The following is a 24,098-nucleotide window of genomic DNA, read 5'->3' as shown; positions in this document are numbered from 1 at the left end:
AGATAAAACCATCAGCCAATACCGATCCGAAGGATTAAAACAACTGCAGTAATTTTTCATTTTTTTGTCACCCACTTTTCTGCTTTAGGTTTCTTTAAATTACAGATAAAGCTGACAGACTTTTTTTAAGATAAAGTATTAGTTAAACCTGAAAATGTGAAGAGCAAGACCTGGCTCATGATTATTTTGGCATTACTTGTAATAAACAGTTGTGCAAAACGCGACCAGCTTTCAGATTTGCAGGTAGACGCAGATCGAAATCTTTCTTTGGTGGAAGCCAGGCAGCATTTCGAAAAAGTTTTGGCTGCCACCAAACAACCCGGTAAGATAGCTTCAAAAGCCCCCAGGGCACATCAGCACGATGAAAATCGTGAACATAACCACGATAAACAACCTATGTGGGATGCGTTTCAATACCGTGAGCTGAGTTCGGGCCATCAAGCAGTACTTACCCCACTCCACAGACAGGGTACGTATGTGCAGATTTCTGATGACAAAATGGTCAAATTCGGCTTTTTAAATTACATGATGATGTACAAGGACACAGCCGATAACATCATCACGGAGTGGGTACAACTGAAACCGTCAAATAAGTGGTTTGAAGCGAAAACTTCGAGGAAATATGATGGAGATATTATCGTAATGAATTGGGATGGTAAAGCACAACGGATATTCCGTTATGAAGATGGTAAGGTATTGAATGACAGCAAGAGGCCGAAGGTAGCAAAACAGGCTTCTATAACTTCCGATGAGCCACCCGGTGATTGGGGAGATGATGCACAATGCCAAATCATCACTTTCTGGATTAGATATCCGGGTCATGTGTGCAGTTGCGCCGATCATACCTGGGAGCAACGTTCTATTTGTACATGTGAGCAACAAGGCGGAATCGGGCCCAAGAGATCAAGAACAGTGTCCGTAACAATTGAAACATGCGTGGAAACACCGCCAGAAGGCCCGATTGATGGCGGAGAGGATAATGGGAGCGAAGGCCCGCCTGGGGGGGGGAGGTAATAACGGCGGTAGCGGGCCAAATGACTATACACCTTTGGATTGTAACCCAGATCCAAACTATACTGTTCCTACCGTACCACCGCCTCCTGGGATGGATTATATTCTACCGTGTTCGGAGTTGGACATTCCGGTTGAAATTGTTCCTGGACCTATCGATGGGGAAGAAGATGCAGTGGAAAATTTATCTGCATCGGAAATCCTGAACAGTATCTTCGTATCGTACGGCTACGATGTTGACTTATCATTATCGGAGGCCCAGAGCCAACAGCTCATTGATTTTGTGCGCCAAGCGGAAGACAATGAAAATTTAGTTGCGTTTGCAGCTTGGGTGGTTCAAAAGATTTCGGAATTCTCGGGACTTGATGTGCCCGATTTTTTGACTGCAAGAACTGACTATAATGAGCCTCCAAATATCGATCCCAATAATAATGCTGGCGGTAATTATGATACTAATACATATCAGGAAATAGTAGATTTGCAGTCTCCGTGGGAAAATATTCCTTCGGTGATTTTGTCTCAAGATTTCATCGGTTGGCGAGCGGAAGATGTTGCAGTGCATGGCTTAAGTTGTATGGATTTTTCAAAAGAACAGCTTGCGAAGTTAGGATACACGATTTCAAATTACTATGATACTGATGGTTTTGGTTTACCTCAAACCTTTCAAACCTATCAAAATGGAGTAGCAAATGCGTTTGAATTAAAAAAAGCAATAAGCTATATTAAATACGCGTTAAGTAATGGTATTCCAGTGATTGTAGGCGTGGATTACAAGTCGGGGACCTCAAACGCTAGCACAGACAATACCACGGATCACTTTATTGTTATTGTTGGTATGGGTAACGAAAATGGAGTAAATTATTTGAGATATTTTGACAACGCATTTTCTGACACTTTTAGAGGGGCACATAGTAGTAACAAACTATTCTATAACCCAGTTACAGGGGTGATGCAAAACAAAATTAAGTCTGATCCATCATATACAACGGGGAACTTCGGTATTGTCACAGTTCAATACGATTATATTATGACCATGGTCAGGAAAAGTAAATTGAAGTTGTGAAAAGAATCCTTTTTCTCCTAGCGTTATCTTCATCTTGTGCAGAACCGTACTGCGAGCAGAGGTCTTATATTGATGCTGTATACCTTTCCTCGTCAATGGCGGGTATTGATTACAAAGCTCAGGGATCTTCCAACTTGGAGGGGATTCAGCTTGATATTACCAATTATAAGGCGTTGAAATATTTCAGTAATCATATAATGTCTTACCCTAACACGAAGGTGAGGATTTATATCAGTCATCGAGATACATTAGTTGTCGCCGACAGTATTAAGCTATGGCGCGACCGTAATAAGGTGTTGTTCGACAATAGTATCAGCATCCATGAACACAGCTTGCAGGTGAGCGACGTCGAAAAGCAGGAACATAAAGAAGAATCTGGCTTTTACGTAGGTTTCCGCGAGGAAAGGCATGACAAGGGAATAGACAGTGTATTACTTTATACGGTTGAGGCAAAAAACGATATTTTTCATATGAAGTTGGGTTTAACGAATAACAAAGCACAGCAGTATTTTGAAGAACGAGTAAAAAGGCAGTATGGGGCGCCGATCGTTTTATATTATACCCAAAGCCCGGGCCATATTTACCGTATCGATAGTATAAAGATAATAATTGATGTTCGGAAGGATTTGTTTAACGAATGATCATGGCGTTTGCCCTTCCCCATACCAATTTCAGCTATTGTAGTTATTGCAGCATACCAGAGGTTGTCGGCCCTTTGATACGGTCGTTAAAGTAAGGTATATGTTGGCATTTCCAAAATAATTCAGGCCTCAGGTATGAAAATAGTTGAAAAATTATTACTCTTCCGTTTTTTCCAACTGAGCATTGCTACCGCAATGGTATGCTGGTATCCTGTTCTGGTAAGCAGGAACCTTTGGAATTTATCTATTTATGCGCTGGGTTCAAACTGGTATTTGCGGCGGTATGGGAGGCAAATGCCTACTATTTTGTCGTCCGCGCTGTTCGTCTCTCTGATGCTGATAACGGCATGCTCCGTACATGCTCTGCGCCTCATGGGGATTTTTCGATGGTGTCCTCACTGCTTCAATACAGCCTAATTGCTGTCGTTATGTGGATGCTGCTCATAGTGCTTACCGGGCCGTATGTTAAGTTGTGGCCGGATCTCTGCGTTAACAACTGTAGTAATTTTTTATTTTTTTGTCACCCACTTTTCTGCTTTAGGTTTCTTTAAATGACAATAAAAGCTGACAGACTTTTAAGATAAAGTATTAGTTAAACCTGAAAATATGAAGAGCAAGAGAACCCCGCTCATGATTATTTTGGCATTACTTGTAATAAACAGTTGTGCAAAACGCGACCAGCTTTCGGATTTGTAGGTAGACGCAGATTGAAATCTTTCTTTGGTGAAAGCCAGGCAGCATTTCGAAAAAGTTTTGGCTACCACCAAACAACCCGGTAAGATAGCTTCAAAAGACCGGGCACGGTTTATAGTCTACATCTGAATGACACAAACAATGATTACCAAAATGCCTGTGCACTTAGGGTTTCAAGGGCCTTGAATTATTCCGGAATAACAATACCGACCATAATAGGGCAAACGGCAAAAGGAGCAGATGGAAAGAATTATTTTTTGGGAGCGGCTAATCTTAATGCTTGGATGATAAAAACTTTTGGCGAACCCACAAAATTCACGGGCGCTCAGGGAGGAGAGAACGGGAAGAATTTTCCAACTTTGCTGTCGGGTAAAAAAGGCATTTACATTATGGTCCCGAATTATCCTCGGGATTTCGCATCGGGACATGCTGATATCTGGAATGGTGAAACCTGTAATGCTGGGTGTTATTTTGGTATTGGAGCAAGGCCTCCAATAAATGGCCGACAACAGGGAGTGGCATTCATTCATTTATGGGAATTGAACTGAATATGGTGGTAAATATTGGACAAACAAAAGCGATAGTTATATTTCTCATGCTTTTTTGTAGTGCATGTGCAGCTCACAAGACGGAACAACGGAGAAAAGCAGATTGGAAAGCGAGTTTTAAGCAGGCTGTATTTATGTGTGGCTTAAGAGTATTTTATGCTCAGCCTGATACAGCTATGAAAGATGTTTCCGTTTCCATAAATTTTGATATTATTGGCAATACTGATGTAAATAAGTTAGCTGACAGCTTAGGAAAAGCATATGCGTATGATTTGATCGCGACCCCATACTTAATGCCTGTGGATGGACAACCCATTTCCAATTATTTTTTTGGCATCTATCACAGCAAGGCATTGGATTCCATTGCCGAAGCTGAATATGAAAAGGGCAAAAAACAGCTGGATGATTTTTATAAAAAGCGGTAGATTATAGTTGTTCTCGGGACGGCTCAGTGCATCACATATAGGACTCCATAACCGGTGCAATCGTTAGCAGAAACAAGTGTTAATATATATACACTTCCGTATATCAGGACATGAAAAACAAGAGCCGCCGGATTATCGTTATCGACAGTATTAAACTCCGCGAATAGGCACTTTCTGGGCAAGCAGAGGATAACGAAGATAATCTTTCGGCAACTGAGGTGCTTTATCCAGGAAGCAAAACCAACACCGGATTTATCTATCCTAAGTAAATCACTTTTCTGGGATACCGACATCAACCGGATCGATTGGCAACGACAATGCCGGGCGGTTATCCAACGTGTATTTGAACGTGGAAATGAAAATGATAAAAAAGAGATTACTCGTTATTATGGTGTTGAAAAAATAAACAAGCGTTGGAAGAGCCTAAGACCAGACGTCCATAATACACCATAAAAAAACCTTTTGCTTAAAAACATGTTTTTTAAGTAAGACAAATGCGGAGATATTATGGATAAGTTGAAGAAATTTGAATTAATGGAAAAGATTGTCAGGGAACTGGAGGATTTGAAACGGAGCCAACAGGCGGTGCTCGAGAAAATTGGAAAAGTGGAAGTGGACAATATCGAACTGGGCGACAGCCGGCTGGAAAGTGTGCTGCCCAACATCTATCAACGGACGGCGGACAACTCGGATGCAATAACCGAACTTCTGGAGGCGTTTGCTGAAACGACAGAAGAATTCAAAGCCAATAACAATGTTGATCAGCTCAGGCAGCAACAGCAGCTTTAATCGACGGGAAGTCTTTCACGCCGTCAAAAACAAAAGGTCCTGATTGAAATCAACCAGGACCCCTTTTAAGTTTATAATTTGGTTTGCGCGTTAAAGTTATAGAATTTTTACAAATAGCTGCAATTATTTATTCAAAAAAGTCATTTGTTTTTAATCATCAAAAGCAATAAGCTGAAAAACAGTAAATTAAAAAACAGCCATATCGACATGCGTTTTTATTTCTGGCCGAAAAAATCAAAAAAATAGAGTAACTGGTATGGGATGGACTGCTGCCAGTACGCCCAGTTATGCGCTCCGGGTCCGGTGATGTATGTGTGCGGAATATTCCGATCGAGAAGTTTCTGGTGCAACTGCTCGTTTACCCGGTAAAAAAAATCACCGGTGCCGCAGTCGATAATCAGCGACAATTTGCCGGGTGTAAGCAGGTGCATCATATTGATAACCGTATATTGCTCCCAATGCTCGGGATGTTCTGCATAACTTCCCAAGCGTTTGGCCATGTCCCAGTTAAGTGGAAACGGCCGGATATCTACTCCACCCGCTGTACTACCAGCGGCCCCGAAAGTGTCCTGATGCCTAAAAGCAATATACAGTGCACCGTGTCCTCCCATGCTTAAACCAGAAATAGCCCTTCCCTTGCGGCCGGCAATAGTTTTGTAACGACCGTCAATCCAGTCGACCAACTCTTTTGCGATAAACGTTTCATACTTGAATGACTCGTCCACCGGGCTATCCCAATACCAGCTGCCATACCCGCCATCAGGGCAAACAATCATGAAGCCATAGCGATCAGCCAATACCTTGATTACCGGTGCTTTATTTACCCAATCCGCGTAGCTGCCGCTATACCCGTGCAACAGATACACCACCGGCAGCGAATCCCGTACAGCATAATCATCGGGCGTAATAACCACAGCCTTGATTTCCTTGTCCATAGCCGTGCTGTATACCTTGACAGTGTCGACTTCCGCAGCTTGCAAGCTGCTTACCGCTATTATCCAGATGCTTAATAGTAAACCAACTTTCATTTCCATATGATGTTATAATCGTCTGTAAAAATACAATATTGCCTTTAAACCCAGCAGCGATTCACTCAATGTAAAGTATCCACTACCGTCACCGGCAAAAGCGATGGCCTCGCCCTGCGGTTCCGGCTGGTAAGGCAGCCTTGTAGCTGGCCGACGGAGCGCCTCTGGCACCGTCTCCCCTTCACGCCGTTTCCAATAATAAACCTCCAAAAGGTTTTTCACAAGGATTTCCGAGCCACCAGGACTTATATCTGCGCCAGTGATGAACGTATATGGAAGCCGCCCCACCCGCCGCAGCGTTAAGGTGTCGGAGGCTGTTTCCGGCAATGCAACCTGGTATAAACCCGCACCCAGTTCGCGCTTGGCAATGATGTATACCAGTTTGTCGATGGGATCGAAAAACATGGCCTCTGCATCGCGCGCACCGTCTTCATAACGCAAGGTGTATGAACGTATCTTCGCTCGGGGGATAGTGTCCACCAACGGTTCCGGCCCCATTATGGCGGCGGGTTCCGCTACGAGTTGGATGGTTACCGTGGGGCGCTGCGCCAGATTGTCGCCAATATCCCCTACGAGCAGGTAGTGATGTTCTCCCCGCTTCATGATGCCGATATCTTCCCAATCGTAGGCGGTAACTCCTTCAAGATAATAGGTTGCACGGTGCCGTGCAGCGTCATCGATCAGAAAAATCCGGGCTTCGTCGCCGCTGTCGTTGTGCGTCCATAAACCATGCGGAATTGCTCCGGCTGCAACCAATCCCGAGACCTCTTTTAGGTACGGATCGGTGATCTCGCCTTTAGGATCCCTACCAGCAAACGGGAGTTGTTGACCTTGAGCGAGAGGGGTAAGCAATGCCGTTGCCAACATTACTCCACCGCAACGAGTTAACCAATGGCGTGCCTCCATCCACATGCGGCCAAAATACGAAATTAATTTCCCACAAAACATTTCCTATTTTTGCAACGTTAGGGCGACGCCAGGAACCCCGCAGGGACAGTCCGTTCTACCGGATGCCATACGGGTTGACACGCGCCTTTAAAAAATCACGTGAATGAATATACACCAATTTTATGACGAAGGGCTCTCGCACGCTTCGTATGCTATTTACAGCGATGGCCAGATGGCATTGATAGACCCGGCACGGAACCCCGAACCCTATCTGGATTTTGCGCGGGAACAGGGGGCTACCATTTCCATCATCGTAGAGACTCATCCCCATGCCGACTTTGTGAGCTCCCACACCGAATTGCACCGGCTAACGGGCGCTACGATCTATACCAGCCGTTTAAGCGGTGCGGAATACCCGCATGAGCCCTTTGATGATGGCGACCGCATTGGGCTGGGCAAGGTGTGGCTTGAAGCGCTTAATACGCCTGGGCATTCGCCGGACAGCATTTGTGTCTTGCTTAGGGACAGTAATGACCAGCCACAAGCCGTCTTTACCGGCGACACGTTATTCGTGGGCGATGTAGGCCGCCCTGATCTTCGGGAAAATGTGGGCCATATCACGGCAAAGGCTGAGGCACTGGCCCGGGAACTTTACCATTCGCTCCGGAAAAAATTATTGACCCTGCCTGAAAACGTGCGGGTATACCCCGCGCATGGCCCCGGCTCACTGTGCGGCAAAAATATGGGCAGCGACCTTTCCAGTACCATCGGCAGGGAGGCGGCATCAAACTATGCCCTGCAACCAATGAGCGAAGATGAGTTTGTGGCGCTGCTATTGGAGCAGCAGCCGTTCGTTCCTCGCTATTTCCCATTCGATGTAGCCCTAAACAAGCGCGGCGCGGGGGCGTTCGGGCCCAGTACGGCTGCCATTCCGCGTCTTGACACGGCCAACCTGGAATCAGGTACTATGGTCGTAGACGGGCGCCAGCAGGGACAGTTCAAGGCGGGTCATCTGCCCGGAGCATTCAATATACCGGACGGACTCCGCTTCGAAACTTGGCTGGGCACCATTATCGGGCCGGGTGAGCCATTTTATTTGCTCACGGATAACGCAGAGGCACTGCAGCTTCTTATTGAAAAAGCGGCTAAAATCGGTTATGAACAGTTCATTAAAGGAGGTGTGCTGTTTTCTTCTGAGGGGCCGATGATATCGCCTCCCTTCAACGCTGGGGAATTTGTGGAAAACCCCGATTCTTACACCATCCTCGATATCCGAAGCACCCAAGAGGCCGCTGACCGTCCCATCTTTAAGGGAGCCATTAACATCCCGCTGCCAGAACTGCGCGACCGTATTCATCAAATCCCTGTGGACAAACCTGTAGCGGTGCATTGTGCCGGGGGCTACCGATCGGCCATCGGTTCAAGCTTGGTTGCCGCCGCATTGCCTAGCGCTACCGTATTGGATATCGGCAACCATATTCTGGATCTCATTCCGGTGAAGTGATGTGGAATATTGTTACATGGACGGGGCTTGCTTTGGGGACTATTTCCCAAGATTCAACCGTGAACGCTGAATTTGCCGCCCGGTTGAACGGCGTCTACCGGCACAGCGTGCCGGCCGTTACCGTAGGCGAGCTGAAACGGATGATGCAGCATGGCATCATCTTACTAGACGCACGGGAAGCGGATGAGTTTGCCGTCAGCCACTTAAAACATGCTAAGCATGTGGGGTATACCTGGTTCGACATGCGTAAGGTGTACAACATTCCTAAAACAGATACCGTCGTCGTCTACTGCGCCATTGGCAACAGAAGCGAACGTATCGGTGAAAAGCTTCAAAAAGCGGGGTATCAGCACGTATATCACCTCTTCGGCGGACTGTATGAATGGGTCAATCAACGGAATCCGGTATATAATAACGGTAACGTCCAGACCACCGAAGTGCACGTATACGAAAAAAATTGGGCGCAATGGCTCGAAAACGGTGCTCCGGTGTACTAGTACTAGTCCGGTACGACCGATTATACCAACGTATGCTCCTTGGCTGCAAGGTAACGCTCGGCTTCAAGGGCGGCCATACACCCTGTCCCTGCGGCCGTGACCGCTTGTCGGTAAACATGATCCTGCACGTCGCCGCAAGCGAAAACCCCTTCAATATTGGTACATGTACTGTCTGGCTTGGTAATCAAATACCCATTGGCATCCATATCCAATATACCTTGGAATAACTCCGTATTGGGTTTGTGGCCGATAGCCACGAAGAACCCCGTAACAGGCAACACCTTTTCTTCCAACGTCTGGTTGTTATAGACCCGTACACCCGTCACGTTCTGTCCATCGCCAACAATCTCTTTCGTTTCCGTGTGATAATGGATTTCAATATTCGGGGTATTCAATACGCGGTTCTGCATGGCCTTGGAAGCACGGAACTCGTCACGGCGCACCAACATATGAACTTTGTTGCAAAGTTTTGCCAGGTATGTCGCCTCTTCTGCTGCGGTATCGCCCGCGCCTACGATAGCCACATCCTGCCCCTTAAAGAAAAATCCGTCACATACGGCGCATGCTGAGACACCGAAACCGTTGTACTTTTGCTCACTCTCCAGGCCCAGCCACTTGGCTGTGGCGCCAGTAGCGATAATCACCGTATCAGCCGTCACCGTTTTTTCGCCGTCTACGACCACCCGGTGCACATCGCCCGAGAAATCAACCGAAGTGATATAGCCAAACCGGATATCGGTACCGAAACGTTCCGCCTGCTTCCGGAAATCCTCCATCAATTGAGGCCCCTGCACACCATCCGGATAACCCGGAAAGTTCTCCACTTCGGTGGTTTGCGTAAGCTGCCCTCCAGGCACGATCCCTGTATATACTACCGGTTTCAGGTCTGCCCGAGCGGCATAGATGGCGGCTGTGTAACCTGCCGGGCCTGAGCCGATAATCAGGCACTTCACGTGTTCGGTTTCTTGTGACATAGCTATTTTTTTGACAGACAAAAATAGGATTTTAGCCGATGTGATTCAAGCGATGTTTGTCAATGACGGGTCAGTATTGTTAAATGGTTATTTCCCGAATTTTTCGCGTAAGCTTTGCAGCATGTCATCGGTGATCGGCCCCGGCTTTTGCTTGGGACGTTGCGGTTGCGGCGGCTTCTGCGGACGCTGATCCGATTTTGGTTTTGCCGTCATGGGCGCAGATGCGGCCACTTTAGCCGCGCGCTGCTCTTTTTGCTTCGCCCGGAAACGCTGCCACACTTTGTCCAAACATTTTTTGGTATACAACGGGAAGTCGCCCTGCATCATCCACGAATAATAGCTGGGTTCAATAGCGAAGACCTCCTCCACCGCACGGCCTTTGTGTTTGCCGAAGTTGAACACTTCTTCTCCCTGCTCGTTGAACACCATCCGGCCGGCGAAATCAACCGGACGGTTTAGATTGGTGAAGCGGTGCAGGGCCTCCACGTCATTCACCACAGGGACGGACTTATTGCCGGACTTGTCTTCCCATTCGGTCTGTTCATAACGATCCAGCTGCGACTTCAGCACTTCATACGTGGCCCGGACATCGTCCTCCGCGCTGTGGGCATTATCCAGGTCCTTGCCGCAATAGAAACGGTAGGCCGCCTTGAGCGTACGCTGTTCCATTTGATGGAAAATATTCTGCACATCAACGAAATGCCTATCATCCAACGAAAAATCAACACCGGCCCGGATAAACTCTTCCATAAGCATAGGGATGTCAAACTTGTTGGAATTGTAGCCTGCCAAATCGGCATCGCCGATGAAGTCGGCCAACTCCGCCGCTACATCTTTGAACATGGGAGCACCTTGGATATCTGTATCATAAATACCATGAAACATGGACGATTCCAAGGGTATCGGCATTCCCGGATTTATTTTCAGCGTTTTCACGGTTTCCACACCATCCGGATAAACTTTTAGGATAGAAATTTCGACAATACGGTCGGTAGAAATGTTTACGCCGGTGGTTTCCAGATCAAAAAAAGCCAACGGGCGTTTCAATTTGAGATTCATGCTGTTACTGATATCGCTGGATGTATAGAGGTGAAGTTATTTACGTTGATTCAACCGAATATGAGTATGCCCAATAAGATGCCCACCACCATCACGGTATACAGCAATAGCTCGCTGCCGGCAAAATGTTTGTACTTTGTCCAGAAGCCGAAATCTTCATCATCCTGTCGCTTGGCACCCATTTCGGTGCAAAGGTATGTATTATTTTTTACAATTGACCGCCTTACCGCTACATCGCAGACAACCGCTTCGAACGTTAGAAACGACTTAAGTCAAACTAACTCCTAATTTACATAAAATCGGGTCTTGCTATTCAATAAAATCCGAGTAGAATATAAATTATCTGTAAGGCCTTACTCCCACGGCCTATATAGACGCACAGGCGGCAAAAACATTTCAAAGTTTTTTACTTTTGTTTCTTAAATTCGCCACGGAAACAGAAGGAGATCATCGGAATAAATGCAACTAACCAAGCTCGAAATAAAAGGCTTCAAAAGTTTTGGCGATAAAATCACTATCCACTTCAATGAGGGTGTAACTGCCATTGTAGGACCTAATGGCTGTGGTAAATCCAACGTTGTGGATGCCATTCGGTGGGTGTTGGGCGAACAAAGCACACGCATGCTGCGTTCTGAGAAGATGGAAAATATTATTTTTAACGGCACCAAAAACCGGAAAGCTGCCAACCTTGCCGAAGTATCACTCTCGTTTGACAATACCAAAAACATCTTGCCCACGGAATTTTCGCAGATAACCATTACCCGTAAGCTCTACCGCAGCGGCGAGAGTGAATACCGGCTCAATGATGTAAAATGCCGGCTTAAAGATATTACCGACCTCTTCCTCGATACCGGCATCGGCGCCGATTCCTACTCCATTATTGAGCTGAAGATGATCGATGAAATCATCAACAATAAGGATAATTCCCGTCGAAATTTATTTGAAGAAGCCTCAGGCATTTCTAAATATAAAGTCCGCAAGAAACAAACCCTCAACAAGTTAAAAGATACGGAAGCTGATCTGAGTCGGGTGGCCGATTTACTTTTTGAAATAGAAAAGAACCTCAAAACCCTGGAAAACCAGGCGAAGAAAACCGAGCGGTATTACCGCCTGAAAGAACAGTACAAAACGCTCAGTGTGTCGCTGGCCACATACCGTATTGCTCATTTCAGTGAGTCGTTATCCCAACTGGATGCACAGGAAGTTGCCCAACGTACAGAACAAGCCCGGACTGGTGCTGAAATTGCCAAGCTGGAAGCTTTGCTCCAGCAGCTCAAACAAGAAAGCCTCGCCAAGGAAAAGAACTTAGCTACCCAGCAGAAGGCTACGAACGATTACACGGCTAAAATACGGGCGTATGAGAGCGACAAAAAAGTCAAAAATGAGCAGCTGCGCAACCTTCAGGATAAAGAATTGCGGCTGAGCAATGAGCTTACGCAAGACAAACAGCAACTTAACCACGCACTTTACAATATTAAACGGCTGAATGAAGAACATGCCGCTGAACAACAAAAGCTCGAAGCTATCACTGCCGCGCTGGGCCAACGAAAAACGGAGGTGGATGAGCTCCGCGGACAGCAGCAAAGTGCGAAAGGAAAAATGGATGCGGCCGTCCGGACGTTAGCCGACTTGCAAAACGAGATTTATAAACTCGAAAAGGAAATTGCCGTACTACGCATCCAATACGATGCGTTGGAACAGGAAAGTCTGCGCAACGTGTCTGATGCGGCGTCAAAGGCCGAAGAACTTGACCAATTCAATGTCATGGTAGCTGATCTGGAGCGGTTAACAGAAGCATTGCAGCTGGATTACGACGGGGTCATTGCCGCCGAACATGAACTCGCCGGGAAAATAACGGATACGGAAACCGCCATCCAATCGCTGAAGGATGAGCTGAACCGGAACAACCGGCAACTGGATGCCAAGCAAAACGAATATAACCTGACCAAATCATTGGTGGACAATCTTGAAGGGTTTCCGGAGTCCATCAGGTTCCTGCGCAAGAGTGCAGGCTGGAAAAAGCCGTATCCCCTGTTTTCCGATGTGTTGTTCTGTCAGGAAGAATACCGGATAGCTATCGAGAATTTCCTTGATCCATACATGAACCATTATGTGGTTCAACACCGCGAAGAGGCAGTTCACGCCATACGGCTGCTTAGTGATTCAGCGCGGGGGCGTGCAAGTTTCTTTGTGCTCGACAGCATCGGTAGCCATATGGTACCGGAAACGCCACCTGCACCGCACGACAGGCTTATCGCCGCGCTGGACATCATCGCGGTTGACGAACAGTACCTGCCGCTGTGCCGGACCCTGCTGCACAACGTGTACCTCATCAAGGCGGATGACGAAGGTGATATAGACACCCCTTTGCCAACCGAAGGGATCACCGTGCTGCACAAAAGCGGAAAATTCAGCAAAAATAAACTGGGAATGGCCGGGGGATCGGTAGGCCTCTTTGAAGGTAAGCGCATCGGGCGTGCCAAAAACCTTGAAAACCTGGCAAAAGAAATTAAGTTGCTCGATCAAAAAATTACCACGCAGCAAGCGCAGTTGGCCGTTGAAAACCAGCGTTTAATCGACCTGAAGGCCAGCTCGCAGAAAGCACGCATCGAGGAACTGCAGCAACAGCTCAACCGTAGCCACAACGAGCTGGTGTCCGTAAAGACCAAACAAGAACAATACCAGGCGTTCATTACCAATAGCCAGAACCGCAAATTGGACATCGAACAAAAGATGGCCGGCATACAGAACGAACTTCAACTTGCGGAACCCCGCTTGGAACTACTGAAAGCCGATAAAGCGACCCAAAGTGCGGCGGTGCATGATATGCAGCAGGCCTTTCAGGAGCTCGCCGACGTATTGACCGAAAAGTCCTCAGCATATAACCAGGAGAACATCCGCTTTCATCAACAGCAGAACAAGGTATCGGGGATAACCAAAGACCTTGAATACCGAGAAAGCCTACGCGAGACTTATGAAAGCCGGATAGCCAAAAATGCAGGGGAATACGAGCAGGTACAGGCAGCTATCAAAGACACATTGCAGCATGTGGACGATTCCGATGAAGACCTCATTGCAATGTATGCCCAAAAAGAAGCCTACGAAAAAGGGTTGCAGGAAGTAGAAGAAGATTATTACAAGTCCCGGGGGCAAATAAACGAGACGGAGGAACACATCAGCCAATTGCGCAAGCAAAAAGATCAAGTGGATTTCCTGTTTGAGGAGCTGCGCGACAAAAAAACCACCCTGAAACTTGAACTCAACGCGCTGAAGGAACGCCTGTCTGTCGAATTCGCCATCGACATCAACGACTTGATGCCTGGTGACGGGGACGAAACACCGCTTCCGATGCCGGAAGAAGACGAGGAAACCCTGCGCGAAAAAACGGAAAAACTCCGCAAACAACTTGACGAATTCGGGAGCATCAACCCCATGGCCATGGAAGCTTACCAGGAGATGAACGAGCGCTATACGTTTATCACCAAGGAAAAGCAGGATCTGCTTGACGCAAAACAATCGCTCATGGAAACCATCCAGGAAATAGACGATACGGCGCGCGAGAAGTTCATGGACGCATTCACGCGTGTGCGCGAGAACTTCATCAATGTATTCCGATCACTGTTCAATGAGGAAGACACGTGCGACCTTATCCTGACCGATCCTAATAACCCGCTGGAGTCAGACATCGATATTATGGCCCGTCCCAAGGGCAAACGTCCCCTGTCCATCAACCAGCTCTCAGGTGGCGAAAAAACATTGACATCCACCGCATTGCTGTTTGCGCTTTACCTGCTCAAACCGGCTCCGTTCTGTATCTTTGACGAGGTGGATGCCCCGCTGGACGACACGAACATCGATAAATTCAACAACATTATCCGTCGGTTTTCAGACCAGTCGCAATTTATCATTGTGTCGCATAACAAACGTACGATTGCCAGCACAGACATCATCTATGGCGTCACCATGGTAGAACAGGGTGTATCACGTGTGGTGGCCGTGGATATGCGCGAGGTTGCCTGAGCAGCAACGCTTTTGTTTTTATACTTTATTTGCTAACTTAGCGATCCGTTTTTTATCACGTGTTATCAATTAACTGGATTTTTTAACCACTTAACTGATTCAATATGGGAAAAGGAGATAAAAAAAGCAAACGCGGAAAAATCGTTAACGGCACGTACGGCAAGCGCAGGCAACGCAAGAAAAACAAGAAGAAGGCGGAAACCGTTGCGAAAGCGGAGGGGTAGCTAACCCATCCGCTGTCTTACCGCCTCATACAGTGCAACCCCGGCAGATACCGACACATTAAGTGAAGCGATGGAGCCGGCCATAGGTATTCTGGCCAAGTGATCCGCTACACGAAGCACGTCCTCCGAAACACCATGCTCTTCGGAACCCAGCACCAATGCAGTAGGGACGCTGAAGTCCATACCGTATAAATCCAGTTCCGTTTTTTCCGTGCAAGCGACTACCTGGATACCGGATTCCTGTAGAAACTTAGCGGTTTTTGCTAAACTGTCTTCCCGGCAAACGGCAATCTTATACAACGCCCCGGAGGAAGTTTTGATAGCGTCAGGGTTGATTTCGGCCGACCCTCTTTTGGGTACGATAATCGCATGGACACCGGCGCATTCCGCCGTACGGGCGATGGCGCCCAGATTACGGACGTCGGTGATGCCATCCAGCATCACCAGCAACGGAACCTCCCCCCTTTCGTAAATCTGGGGAATAATGTCCTCCGTGCGCTGATAGCTAATGGGTGAAATAACCGCAATAACACCTTGGTGGTTTTTCCGCGTCATCCGGTTTAACTTTTCTACCGGCACCTGCTGGTAACCGATATCATGCTGCCGGAGCAATTGTTTCAATTCGAGGAACAACGGACCGCTCAGGCCACGCTGCACAAACAACGATTCGATCTCTTTGCCGCTATCAATAGCTTCAATCACCGCACGTATGCCATATACATGCTGATTGGTTTCCTTCTTTTCATGGCTACTGCGCCAATGTGGTTGCTGCATTATGCTATGTTTATCGTTATCTTAGTGCCTCTTCCAAGCTCTTCTCAATCACCGAAATGCATTCATCAAGCTGATCTTTAGTAATGACCAACGGCGGTGCAAACCGGATTTTGTCGCCATGCGTAGGCTTGGCCAGCAGCCCATTGTCTTTTAATGCCAGACAAAGCTCCCATGCCGCTTCAGCGTTATCATGTCCGATGACAATGGCGTTCAGCAGCCCTTTACCCCGCACTTCGCGGATATGGGGGTGATTCAGTTGACGAATCCGATCGCGGAAATAATTCCCTAATTCGAAAGCCCGCTCTGCCAATCCCTCCTTCCGGATTACCTCGAGTGCGGCCACAGCCACCTTGCAGGCCAACGGATTGCCGCCATAGGTCGACCCGTGCTCTCCAGGCCGGATGCAAAGCATCACATCATCGTCGGCCAGCACCGCAGATATCGGCAGCATCCCTCCGCTGAGCGCTTTACCCAAGATGAGGATATCGGGCCGCACTTGCTCGTAGTCACACGCCAACAACTTGCCGGTACGGGCCAGTCCGGTCTGTATCTCATCACCGATAAACAGCACATTGGCCTGCTTGCACAATGCATAGGCACCGGCCAGGTAGCCGTCATCGGGTACATACACCCCTGCCTCTCCCTGAATGGGCTCAACAAGGAATCCCGCCACCAGCGGATCCCGGAGCGCCTGGGCCAGGGCATCCAGATCATTATAAGGGATCACCTCGTATCCCGGCATGAACGGGCCGAAGCCGTCCCGTGAACTGGGATCGGTGCTGAACGACACCACATTGAGCGTGCGGCCATGGAAGTTGCCTTCAACCGTAATGATTTTGGCTTGGTTGGCGGGAATGCCCTTTTTGTCATATCCCCAACGACGGGCCAGCTTCAGGGCTGTTTCCACGGCCTCGACCCCGCTATTCATGGGCAATACTTTGTCGTACCCGAAATATTCCGTGATATAAGCCGCATACACACTGAGCAGATCGCTGTGAAATGCGCGGGACGTCAGCGTAAGCTTCTGGGCTTGCTCCACCAATGCATTGACGATGTGGGGGTGGCAGTGCCCTTGGTTGACCGCAGAATAGCCCGACAGAAAATCGTAATAACGCTTGCCTTCGACATCCCACACGTACACCCCTTGGCCCTTTTCAAGTACTACCGGCAGCGGATGGTAATTATGCGCGCTATACCGCAATTCCTTTTCTATGAATTGTTGCGTCTTTATTGGTGTTTCTATCGTTGTTGACATGGGCCAAAGTTAAAACTTTCTCCCAAACAATTTACAAAACCGGATTGCCCCCGACAGCAAATGCATGTATCTTTGTCACACACATCCATCGTAATATGAACAACCAGCGCGTCATCGCTCTTTTCATACGAATGCCCATTGCTATGTCATTTTTAGGACATGGGCTTGTACGGTTGCCGAAGCTGCATGCTTTTGCCTCCGGTATGGCAGAACAATTTGCAGGCACGGTACTCCCCCAGGGGTTCGTTCTGGCTTTCGGATATTTACTCGTCTTTGCTGAGCTGATAACCGGTATCTGGCTGCTCAGCGGCCGCTGGTTCACACAGGCCTTGGTCACGGCTCTGGGCATCATGACCGCCCTCATTTTCGGAAGCTCGCTGATAGAAAACTGGAACGCGATTTCCGCTCAGCTGGTGCACAGCCTGTACTTAGCGGGACTGTTGCTGCTCCGGCATCCCATCGGCAAAACCGTTAGGAGCTCTGCTCCATGACCGGCCTGAACCGACGTACGCTATGGGTCATGACCATCGGCGCGGGATTGGTGGTTGCCAATAATTATTACAACCAACCTTTGCTCGGGCTGATAGCAAGGGATTTCGGCACTTCAGAGGCGGCCGCCGGTGCGGTGGCTATGGCCACCCAGGTGGGGTATGCCGCAGGATTATTTTTTTTGGTTCCGCTTGCTGATAAGTTTTACCGGCGACGGCTGATCTTGGGTATATTTCCCTTCATCATTGCCTCGCTATTGCTTGCTGCATTCAGCCATTCGCTCCCTTGGCTGGTTATCGCCAGTTTTTTCCTCGGGCTGACATGTGTAATCCCCCAGCTTTTTGTACCGTTGGCGGCCACGTTAGCAATTCCGGAAGAAAAAAGCAAGTCCATCGGTATGGTCATGAGCGGACTGCTTATCGGCATCCTTGCATCCCGCATTGTCAGCGGCTTGGTGGGCGAACACCTGGGTTGGCGGCACATGTTTTTCCTCGGCGCCGTAATCATGTTGGTATTCTGGATGCTGCTCGTGAAAACCCTTCCGGAGGTAAAGCCTTCTTTCCGGGGCAGTTACGGCGCACTCATGCGATCACTTATGCATTACCTGAAGCACGACAGCGCGTTACGCCTGGCGTCGTGGCGAGGTGCGTGCAGCTTTGGCGCATTCACGGCATTTTGGACTACACTGGTATTCCATCTTGAAGGGCCGCCTTTCCATGCGGGGAGCAGCGTAGCAGGGGCCTTCGGTATTTTGGGCATCGCCGGCGCGCTGATACCTGCAATATTGGGCAAAGTAATCGACCGGGTAGACCGAAACCAATTGTTCGTCGCATCCGCTGCGCTGGCATTGTTTTCCTGGTGGCTTATCGGTGGACCTGGCGCTACCGGATACATCGCACTCATCGCTGGCGTACTGCTCATCGATCTTGCATTACAGGCCGTGCACCTCATCAACCAGTCTATCATATTTTCGAAACACCCCGAGGCGACCAACCGGGTAAACACCATTTACATGACAAGCTACTTCATCGGCGGTTCGTTAGGTACGGTCATGGCATCCATTGCGTGGGAACATTTTCAATGGACAGGTGTTACCTTAGTAGGTGCAGGCTTTGCGCTGCTTATGCTGGCGGGGCACCTGCTTTTTTACCGACATGCAGTGTAATCACCTCATTTGTTATGCGTTATCATTGTCATAAAATTGCCGTCGCTTTAGCGTTGGCTTCGCTATGTGTACTGCCGTCCGGGGCACAGGAAAACAAACCCATCGGCGTCAACCTGGAAACCATTCCTTATCCGTTTCCCACGGTCTATATCTCACTGGACATACAGGGCGAAGCCTTGAAGATGGCCTATATGGATGTAAAGCCGAAGGAACCGAACGGCAAAACCGTGTTACTGCTTCATGGCAAAAACTTCAACGGTGCGTACTGGGAACAGACAGCAAAGGATCTGGCACAAGCCGGTTTCCGTGTGGTGATGCCCGACCAAATCGGCTTCGGAAAATCGTCGAAACCGCACCGCATCCAATATTCGTTCCAGTTGCTGGCCAAGAATACCCGTACGTTACTGGATAGTCTAGATATCGCTCGCGTTCATGTACTGGGGCATTCTATGGGCGGGATGCTGGCCACGCGGTTTGCCCTGATGTATCCCGACCGGACGGAAACGCTCATCCTAGAAAATCCGATTGGTTTGGAGGATTGGAAAACTGTCGTTCCCTACCAAACCGTGGACGATTGGTACAAAAGCGAGCTGGAACAGACATATGACAAAATAAAGAACTACCAATTGACATTTTATTACGACAACCAATGGAAGCCGGAGTATGAACGCTGGGTACATATGCTGGCGGGCTGGACTAACGATATTGATTATCCGCGCATTGCGTGGAACTCGGCATTATTGTATGACATGATTTTTACCCAGCCGGTCGTCTATGAATTCGGTAATGTCCAAGTGCCTACCCTATTGATTATCGGACAGCGCGACCGCACCGCATTAGGCAAGGCCAATGCGCCCAAAGACATACAGCAAACGCTGGGCAATTACCCTCTTTTGGGCAAGAAGACGGCGCAAACCATACCCAATGCACAGTTGGTGGAAATTGACGACGTAGGTCACCTGCCCCACATTGAGCGGTACGACCAGTTCATCGCGCCGCTGATGAAATTTCTTGCCGCCCATTAGTTCAAGGTCATCATAATGTAGATTTCCGATCGCCGGCATAACTAAATGTTTAAACCTGGGTATCTTTGTCAGATGAAGATTGAAGTTTGGTCAGATATTGTTTGCCCGTTTTGTTACATTGGCAAGCATAACGTTGAAGCAGCGCTGGCGCGGTTTAGCGAGTCAGACGCCGTTGAACTGGAATGGAAAAGCTTCCAACTGGATCCGGAATTGCCCAAGGGTGTCACCTATGCCGACACATATCAATACCTGGCCCAGCGGAAAGGCATCCGCATTGCGCAAGCGCGGGAAATGACCGCAGATGTCGCCCTGTCGGGGAAAAAAGCCGGTGTGGAACTGAATTTCGAACGCGCCATTGTAGCCAACACTTGGGATGCCCACCGCCTGATACACCTGGCCCAATCGGTAAACCGGGGAAATATCGTGAAAGAAGCCTTGTTCCGCGCACATTTTACTGACGGAAAAGATATCAGTGACTACGATACGCTTATCGCGGTGGCCAAGGATGCCGGTTTAGCGGAAGCCGCCGCCAGAACGATGCTCGATAGCGATCTTTTTGCTCACGAAGTAACCCAGGACATTCAGGAAGCCCGGAACCTGGGAATCCGCGGCGTGCCGTTTTTCGTGTTTAACCGTCAATATGCCGTGTCGGGCGCACAACCACCGGAAGTGTTTTTGCAGACGCTTCAAAAAGCATTTGCGGCGTGGCGCATAGAAAACCCCAAAGTTCCATTGGACGTGACCGACGGCCCGTCATGCAGCCCTAACGGGAACTGTGACTGATTTTTGTGCATAGGCGGATAAAAAGCCAATTGATTTCCTTGGATTTAAAAACAAATTCCTACTTTTGGTGTAATTAAGCTATAAATCAAAATCGCTCACCGTTATGGCAACTACCAACAGAAGGAATTTTTTACGTACTACTATTGGCATTTCGGCAGCAACTGTCGCCTCCACAGCGCTGGGGGTTAACCCCCTGAATACATTGGTGGGGTGCAGTTCACCGAATTCATCATCGGGCGGCTCATCCACAGATGATGCTGAGCCACTGCAGTTTTCCCAGGAGCCGCTGGGGTATACGTACAATGCACTGGAACCGCACATCGATGCCAGAACCATGGAAATCCATTACACCAAGCACCACACTTCGTATATCAATAACGTAAACGAGGCCATCAAAGCCGAAGAGGTAAGCTATTCCACTCCGGAGGAGCTTTTTGCCAACATCTCCAAACTTTCGGCAAAAGTGCGCAATAACGGAGGCGGGGCATGGAACCATACTTTTTTCTGGAAATCGCTTCGTGCACCGTTGGACGGCAATGCTCCCACCGGTAAACTGATGGACGCTATCAACAGTTCATTTGAATCGTTCGATAAGTTCAAGGAACAATTCGCCGCAGCGGGTGCCGGTCGCTTTGGTTCGGGCTGGGCATGGCTTGTTGACGATAACGGCACATTAAAGATTGGCTCCACGCCTAACCAAGATAACCCGTTGATGGATGACGCCGAGTTGACGGGCAAGCCGCTGCTGGGTCTTGACGTATGGGAACATGCGTACTACCTGCATTACCAAAACCGGCGTCCTGAATACATTACCAATTGGTGGAACGTGGTGAACTGGGACTTTGTTGCCGAGCAGTTCGCCTAACTATAGACGCTGTAATTGCTAAGATATAAGAAAAGCCGATGAAAATTCATCGGCTTTTCTTATATCCGCTGTACCGGTCAAGTTAGCCTAATACGGCCCGTAGTTTTTCCACTTGGAAGTCCGCCAGTTTCTGCAACGGTTTGGCGGCCACCATCTTCATCATCATATTAAGTTCTGCTTCTATGGTCAGTCTGGCCTGCGTTTGGTATTCGCCATCCGGCTGAACCTGCCACCGGAGGGTCACGTCAAAAGGCGCTCTCTCCGACGGCACAAACACCACCTCCCTGTTTTCCATACGGCTTTCCACCTTCAAAGCCAGACTGGCCATATTCTGGATGGTGAAACGCGCCTCATCACGCGTGGACGACCAACCGCTTACATTTTCGGGCATCAACTGCTCATGATTATTGCAGTCGGCCAAAAAAGTATACACCTCGGCTACCGGCCTCTTCAGCGTTACCTTACTTTCGATTACCGTCATCTTTCTTCAAAAAGGCCTATTGATCCGCTCCTGCATTGGCCGGAACGTCCCAGTTACTCGGATCGAGACGCCATTGTTTAAGGACATCAATATCCTTAGCTAAAATATAATTGTGCTTCGCTCCCACTTCAAGAAGCGTTTCATAATCGCACAGACTGATGTAACGGCATTTGGCTTCTGCAAAATTCTTCTCCGCGTCACTAAACCCATAGGTGAATATGGACACCAGGCCTACGACGTTGCAACCAGCGTCGCGCAACGCCTGTACCGCTTTCAAACTGCTCTTTCCTGTGGAAATCAGGTCTTCGACAACAACAACGCGCTGCCCGCTAACCACCTCGCCCTCAATCAGATTTTTGCGCCCATGATCTTTCGAACTACTGCGTACGTAGGTAAAAGGCAATCCCAGATCCTGCGCTACCAATACGCCCTGAGGGATACCAGCCGTAGCCACACCGGAAATCATCTCCACACTACCGAACTCTTCTTGGATTAATTCAGACAGCTTTTGACGGATGTACGTCCGGATAGGAGGATGGGATAAAGTTACACGGTTATCGCAATAAATCGGAGATTTCCAACCCGAAGCCCACACAAAAGGTTTTTTGGGTTGTAATTTAATTGCTTTAATTTGCAATAATGATTCGGCAACTTTTTGTGCAACCTCATTCATATTATTCATGGCGCAAATCTATAAAATTTATATGAACCAATCTGTTCTCGTCTTGGCAGATTTTATACCCAAAAACCTTACCAACTTTCAAACAATTGACCATCAAGAATTTGACTTTGAAAAACTTTTCAAACAAACAAAAAGCAGTGGTTTTTTTGTCACATTTTTCATTTTAATAGAAAAACCCAAAGAGATTCTCCATGTAATTAAAAAAAAGGTCAGATTAATTAAAGCCTCGGGCGGCCTGGTAAAGAATGGGGAGGGCAGTTATCTTTTCATACACCGGCTTGGCAAATGGGATCTGCCAAAGGGGAAAGTGGATGAAGGCGAATCCATGAAGAAGGCAGCGGTGCGGGAAGTATCGGAAGAATGCGGCATTAAAGTGGATTATTTGGGGCAGAAGATCCTAACTACCTACCATGCGTACCAGATGAAAGGCGAATTGGTGCTCAAAAAAACCAACTGGTATGAGATGGGCGTAAACAAAATTCCCAAACTTAAGCCCCAGGTTGAAGAAGATATTACGGAAGCAATCTGGTTAGCCAAAGAAAAATTCACTAAAATCAGGGAAAATACGTATCCCTTAATAGAAGATATATTAGATACGATTCAACAATAAGTAGATTTCGGCTATAGGCTATCTCTCTCCTCCATCGCTCTTGTTACCGCTGCCGGTACGAGTTGGCTGACGTCACCGTTATTTGTCAATATCTCCCTGATAATGGTAGACGAAATATGGGCTAGTCCACTGCTGCTCATGAGAAACACCGTTTCGATATCCGGTGCGAGCACGGCATTATTCAGGGCGATGGCCTTTTCAAATTCGAAGTCGGCCGTATTGCGCATGCCCCTTAAAATATAGCGTGCCCCCACTTTGCGGCAAAAATCGACCGTTAATCCCTCGAACCGTACCGGTTCCACAGCCCCGCCATAACCTGAAAAGGTTTCCCTGATGATATCCAGACGCCGATCGTGATCAAAAAAACCCTTTTTTGTGGTGTTAACCCCTACTGCCACATAAATCTTGTTAAACAGGCCCAGCGCTCTATCAACAATGGCGACATGTGCGTTGGTAATGGGATCAAAAGAACCGGGGAAAACGGCGATGTTCATGTATTATTTTTCTTTTCTCAAAATTAGGTATTTTGACCATCAGACACAAGCAAACGCCCATCTTTCGTTTCTTATTGTTCCAATACCGGTTTATTTTTCTAATTTAGCGGC

The 24,098-nt window shown here is 48.1% G+C and carries 27 protein-coding genes; 17 read left to right on the top strand and 10 right to left on the bottom strand.

The window, feature by feature from the left end; genetic code table 11:
- The first annotated feature begins 156 nt into the window (after nt 1-156).
- The 7 genes from BM030_RS15515 to BM030_RS15480 all read left to right on the top strand — a co-directional run bounded on the left by BM030_RS15515 (nt 157) and on the right by BM030_RS15480 (nt 5,170).
- Nucleotides 157-1,014, top strand: a complete 858-nt coding sequence (locus BM030_RS15515) for a hypothetical protein (protein ID WP_139215916.1) — start codon at nt 157-159, stop codon at nt 1,012-1,014.
- The gene (locus BM030_RS15510) at nt 965-2,074 is read left to right on the top strand and encodes a C1 family peptidase (protein ID WP_139215915.1); all 1,110 of its coding nucleotides are present in this window, start codon (nt 965-967) and stop codon (nt 2,072-2,074) included. The genes BM030_RS15515 and BM030_RS15510 overlap by 50 nt, the downstream gene beginning before the upstream one ends.
- Nucleotides 2,071-2,715 carry a hypothetical protein gene (locus tag BM030_RS15505; RefSeq protein ID WP_139215914.1) on the top strand — a complete coding sequence of 215 codons (645 nt, stop codon included), beginning with the start codon at nt 2,071-2,073 and terminating at the stop codon, nt 2,713-2,715. Before BM030_RS15510 ends, BM030_RS15505 begins: the two co-directional genes overlap by 4 nt.
- 818 nt (nt 2,716-3,533) lie before the next feature.
- Nucleotides 3,534-3,956, top strand: coding sequence for a type VI secretion system amidase effector protein Tae4 (locus BM030_RS20490; RefSeq protein WP_090974515.1), 423 nt, complete (start codon nt 3,534-3,536; stop codon nt 3,954-3,956).
- Complete coding sequence (locus BM030_RS19685) at nt 3,941-4,381, top strand: hypothetical protein (protein WP_139215913.1); 441 nt, start codon at nt 3,941-3,943, stop codon at nt 4,379-4,381. The genes BM030_RS20490 and BM030_RS19685 overlap by 16 nt, the downstream gene beginning before the upstream one ends.
- 174 nt (nt 4,382-4,555) lie before the next feature.
- Nucleotides 4,556-4,834: a DUF6922 domain-containing protein gene (locus BM030_RS20485; protein ID WP_397236077.1), complete on the top strand. Its 279-nt coding sequence runs from the start codon at nt 4,556-4,558 to the stop codon at nt 4,832-4,834.
- A gap of 54 nt (nt 4,835-4,888) precedes the next feature.
- The gene (locus BM030_RS15480) at nt 4,889-5,170 is read left to right on the top strand and encodes a hypothetical protein (RefSeq protein ID WP_090974513.1); all 282 of its coding nucleotides are present in this window, start codon (nt 4,889-4,891) and stop codon (nt 5,168-5,170) included.
- Nucleotides 5,171-5,385: 215 nt separating this feature from the next.
- On the opposite strand, the gene BM030_RS15475 is transcribed toward BM030_RS15480, so the two are convergent.
- The gene (locus tag BM030_RS15475; protein WP_317615118.1) at nt 5,386-6,204 is read right to left on the bottom strand and encodes an alpha/beta hydrolase; all 819 of its coding nucleotides are present in this window, start codon (nt 6,202-6,204) and stop codon (nt 5,386-5,388) included.
- Between the two features lie 6 nt (nt 6,205-6,210).
- A complete protein-coding gene (locus tag BM030_RS15470; protein ID WP_170845766.1) occupies nt 6,211-7,104 on the bottom strand; it encodes a hypothetical protein in 894 nt (297 codons plus the stop codon).
- A 145-nt stretch (nt 7,105-7,249) separates the two neighbouring features.
- On the opposite strand from BM030_RS15470, the gene BM030_RS15465 reads away from it, so the two are divergent.
- Together BM030_RS15465 and BM030_RS15460 are read left to right on the top strand one after the other, a co-directional pair.
- The gene (locus tag BM030_RS15465) at nt 7,250-8,590 is read left to right on the top strand and encodes an MBL fold metallo-hydrolase (RefSeq protein WP_090974511.1); all 1,341 of its coding nucleotides are present in this window, start codon (nt 7,250-7,252) and stop codon (nt 8,588-8,590) included.
- Complete coding sequence (locus tag BM030_RS15460; protein WP_090974510.1) at nt 8,590-9,087, top strand: rhodanese-like domain-containing protein; 498 nt, start codon at nt 8,590-8,592, stop codon at nt 9,085-9,087. Before BM030_RS15465 ends, BM030_RS15460 begins: the two co-directional genes overlap by 1 nt.
- Before the next feature lie 20 nt (nt 9,088-9,107).
- On the opposite strand, the gene trxB is transcribed toward BM030_RS15460, so the two are convergent.
- The 3 genes from trxB to BM030_RS20350 form a co-directional block, all read right to left on the bottom strand.
- Nucleotides 9,108-10,061, bottom strand: coding sequence for a thioredoxin-disulfide reductase (trxB, locus tag BM030_RS15455; protein WP_090974509.1), 954 nt, complete (start codon nt 10,059-10,061; stop codon nt 9,108-9,110).
- Between the two features lie 87 nt (nt 10,062-10,148).
- Nucleotides 10,149-11,120, bottom strand: a complete 972-nt coding sequence (locus BM030_RS15450) for a 3'-5' exonuclease (protein ID WP_090974508.1) — start codon at nt 11,118-11,120, stop codon at nt 10,149-10,151.
- Between the two features lie 50 nt (nt 11,121-11,170).
- Complete coding sequence (locus tag BM030_RS20350; protein ID WP_262987346.1) at nt 11,171-11,302, bottom strand: hypothetical protein; 132 nt, start codon at nt 11,300-11,302, stop codon at nt 11,171-11,173.
- Between the two features lie 277 nt (nt 11,303-11,579).
- On the opposite strand from BM030_RS20350, the gene smc reads away from it, so the two are divergent.
- Together smc and BM030_RS15440 are read left to right on the top strand one after the other, a co-directional pair.
- Nucleotides 11,580-15,140, top strand: a complete 3,561-nt coding sequence (gene smc, locus BM030_RS15445) for a chromosome segregation protein SMC (RefSeq protein ID WP_090974507.1) — start codon at nt 11,580-11,582, stop codon at nt 15,138-15,140.
- A 104-nt stretch (nt 15,141-15,244) separates the two neighbouring features.
- Entirely contained in the window at nt 15,245-15,364 is a 120-nt protein-coding gene (locus BM030_RS15440) for a 30S ribosomal protein THX (RefSeq protein WP_090974506.1), read from the top strand.
- On the opposite strand, the gene rlmB is transcribed toward BM030_RS15440, so the two are convergent.
- Complete coding sequence (gene rlmB, locus BM030_RS15435) at nt 15,365-16,138, bottom strand: 23S rRNA (guanosine(2251)-2'-O)-methyltransferase RlmB (RefSeq protein WP_090974505.1); 774 nt, start codon at nt 16,136-16,138, stop codon at nt 15,365-15,367.
- A 16-nt stretch (nt 16,139-16,154) separates the two neighbouring features.
- Nucleotides 16,155-17,393: an ornithine--oxo-acid transaminase gene (rocD, locus tag BM030_RS15430; RefSeq protein ID WP_090974504.1), complete on the bottom strand. Its 1,239-nt coding sequence runs from the start codon at nt 17,391-17,393 to the stop codon at nt 16,155-16,157.
- A 143-nt stretch (nt 17,394-17,536) separates the two neighbouring features.
- On the opposite strand from rocD, the gene BM030_RS15425 reads away from it, so the two are divergent.
- The 5 genes from BM030_RS15425 (at nt 17,537) to BM030_RS15405 (ending at nt 21,720) form a co-directional block, all read left to right on the top strand.
- The gene (locus BM030_RS15425) at nt 17,537-17,884 is read left to right on the top strand and encodes a DoxX family protein (protein WP_139215912.1); all 348 of its coding nucleotides are present in this window, start codon (nt 17,537-17,539) and stop codon (nt 17,882-17,884) included.
- A complete protein-coding gene (locus BM030_RS15420) occupies nt 17,881-19,047 on the top strand; it encodes an MFS transporter (protein ID WP_090974502.1) in 1,167 nt (388 codons plus the stop codon). Before BM030_RS15425 ends, BM030_RS15420 begins: the two co-directional genes overlap by 4 nt.
- Nucleotides 19,048-19,061: 14 nt before the next feature.
- The gene (locus BM030_RS15415; protein WP_090974501.1) at nt 19,062-20,072 is read left to right on the top strand and encodes an alpha/beta fold hydrolase; all 1,011 of its coding nucleotides are present in this window, start codon (nt 19,062-19,064) and stop codon (nt 20,070-20,072) included.
- 72 nt (nt 20,073-20,144) lie between these two features.
- Nucleotides 20,145-20,855 carry a DsbA family oxidoreductase gene (locus tag BM030_RS15410; RefSeq protein ID WP_211657627.1) on the top strand — a complete coding sequence of 237 codons (711 nt, stop codon included), beginning with the start codon at nt 20,145-20,147 and terminating at the stop codon, nt 20,853-20,855.
- 103 nt (nt 20,856-20,958) lie between these two features.
- Nucleotides 20,959-21,720 carry a superoxide dismutase gene (locus BM030_RS15405; protein WP_090974499.1) on the top strand — a complete coding sequence of 254 codons (762 nt, stop codon included), beginning with the start codon at nt 20,959-20,961 and terminating at the stop codon, nt 21,718-21,720.
- A gap of 82 nt (nt 21,721-21,802) precedes the next feature.
- Here the strand turns inward: BM030_RS15405 and BM030_RS15400 are convergent, their stop codons facing one another.
- Nucleotides 21,803-22,201, bottom strand: a complete 399-nt coding sequence (locus BM030_RS15400; RefSeq protein ID WP_090974498.1) for an SRPBCC family protein — start codon at nt 22,199-22,201, stop codon at nt 21,803-21,805.
- Between the two features lie 16 nt (nt 22,202-22,217).
- The gene (pyrE, locus tag BM030_RS15395) at nt 22,218-22,883 is read right to left on the bottom strand and encodes an orotate phosphoribosyltransferase (RefSeq protein WP_090974497.1); all 666 of its coding nucleotides are present in this window, start codon (nt 22,881-22,883) and stop codon (nt 22,218-22,220) included.
- Between pyrE and BM030_RS15390 the strand changes: the two genes are divergently transcribed.
- Complete coding sequence (locus tag BM030_RS15390) at nt 22,882-23,493, top strand: NUDIX hydrolase (RefSeq protein WP_090974496.1); 612 nt, start codon at nt 22,882-22,884, stop codon at nt 23,491-23,493. The two genes, pyrE and BM030_RS15390, sit on opposite strands and share 2 nt — an antisense overlap.
- 11 nt (nt 23,494-23,504) lie before the next feature.
- Here BM030_RS15390 and coaD read toward each other — a convergent pair whose 3' ends face one another.
- Nucleotides 23,505-23,987, bottom strand: coding sequence for a pantetheine-phosphate adenylyltransferase (gene coaD / locus BM030_RS15385; RefSeq protein WP_090974495.1), 483 nt, complete (start codon nt 23,985-23,987; stop codon nt 23,505-23,507).
- Nucleotides 23,988-24,098 lie beyond the last annotated feature (111 nt).

This window comes from Parapedobacter composti, from assembly GCF_900112315.1.
In the GTDB taxonomy this organism is placed as follows: domain Bacteria; phylum Bacteroidota; class Bacteroidia; order Sphingobacteriales; family Sphingobacteriaceae; genus Parapedobacter; species Parapedobacter composti.
Note: the sequence above shows the minus strand (reverse complement) of the source record. Positions and strands in the feature narration are given on the sequence as shown.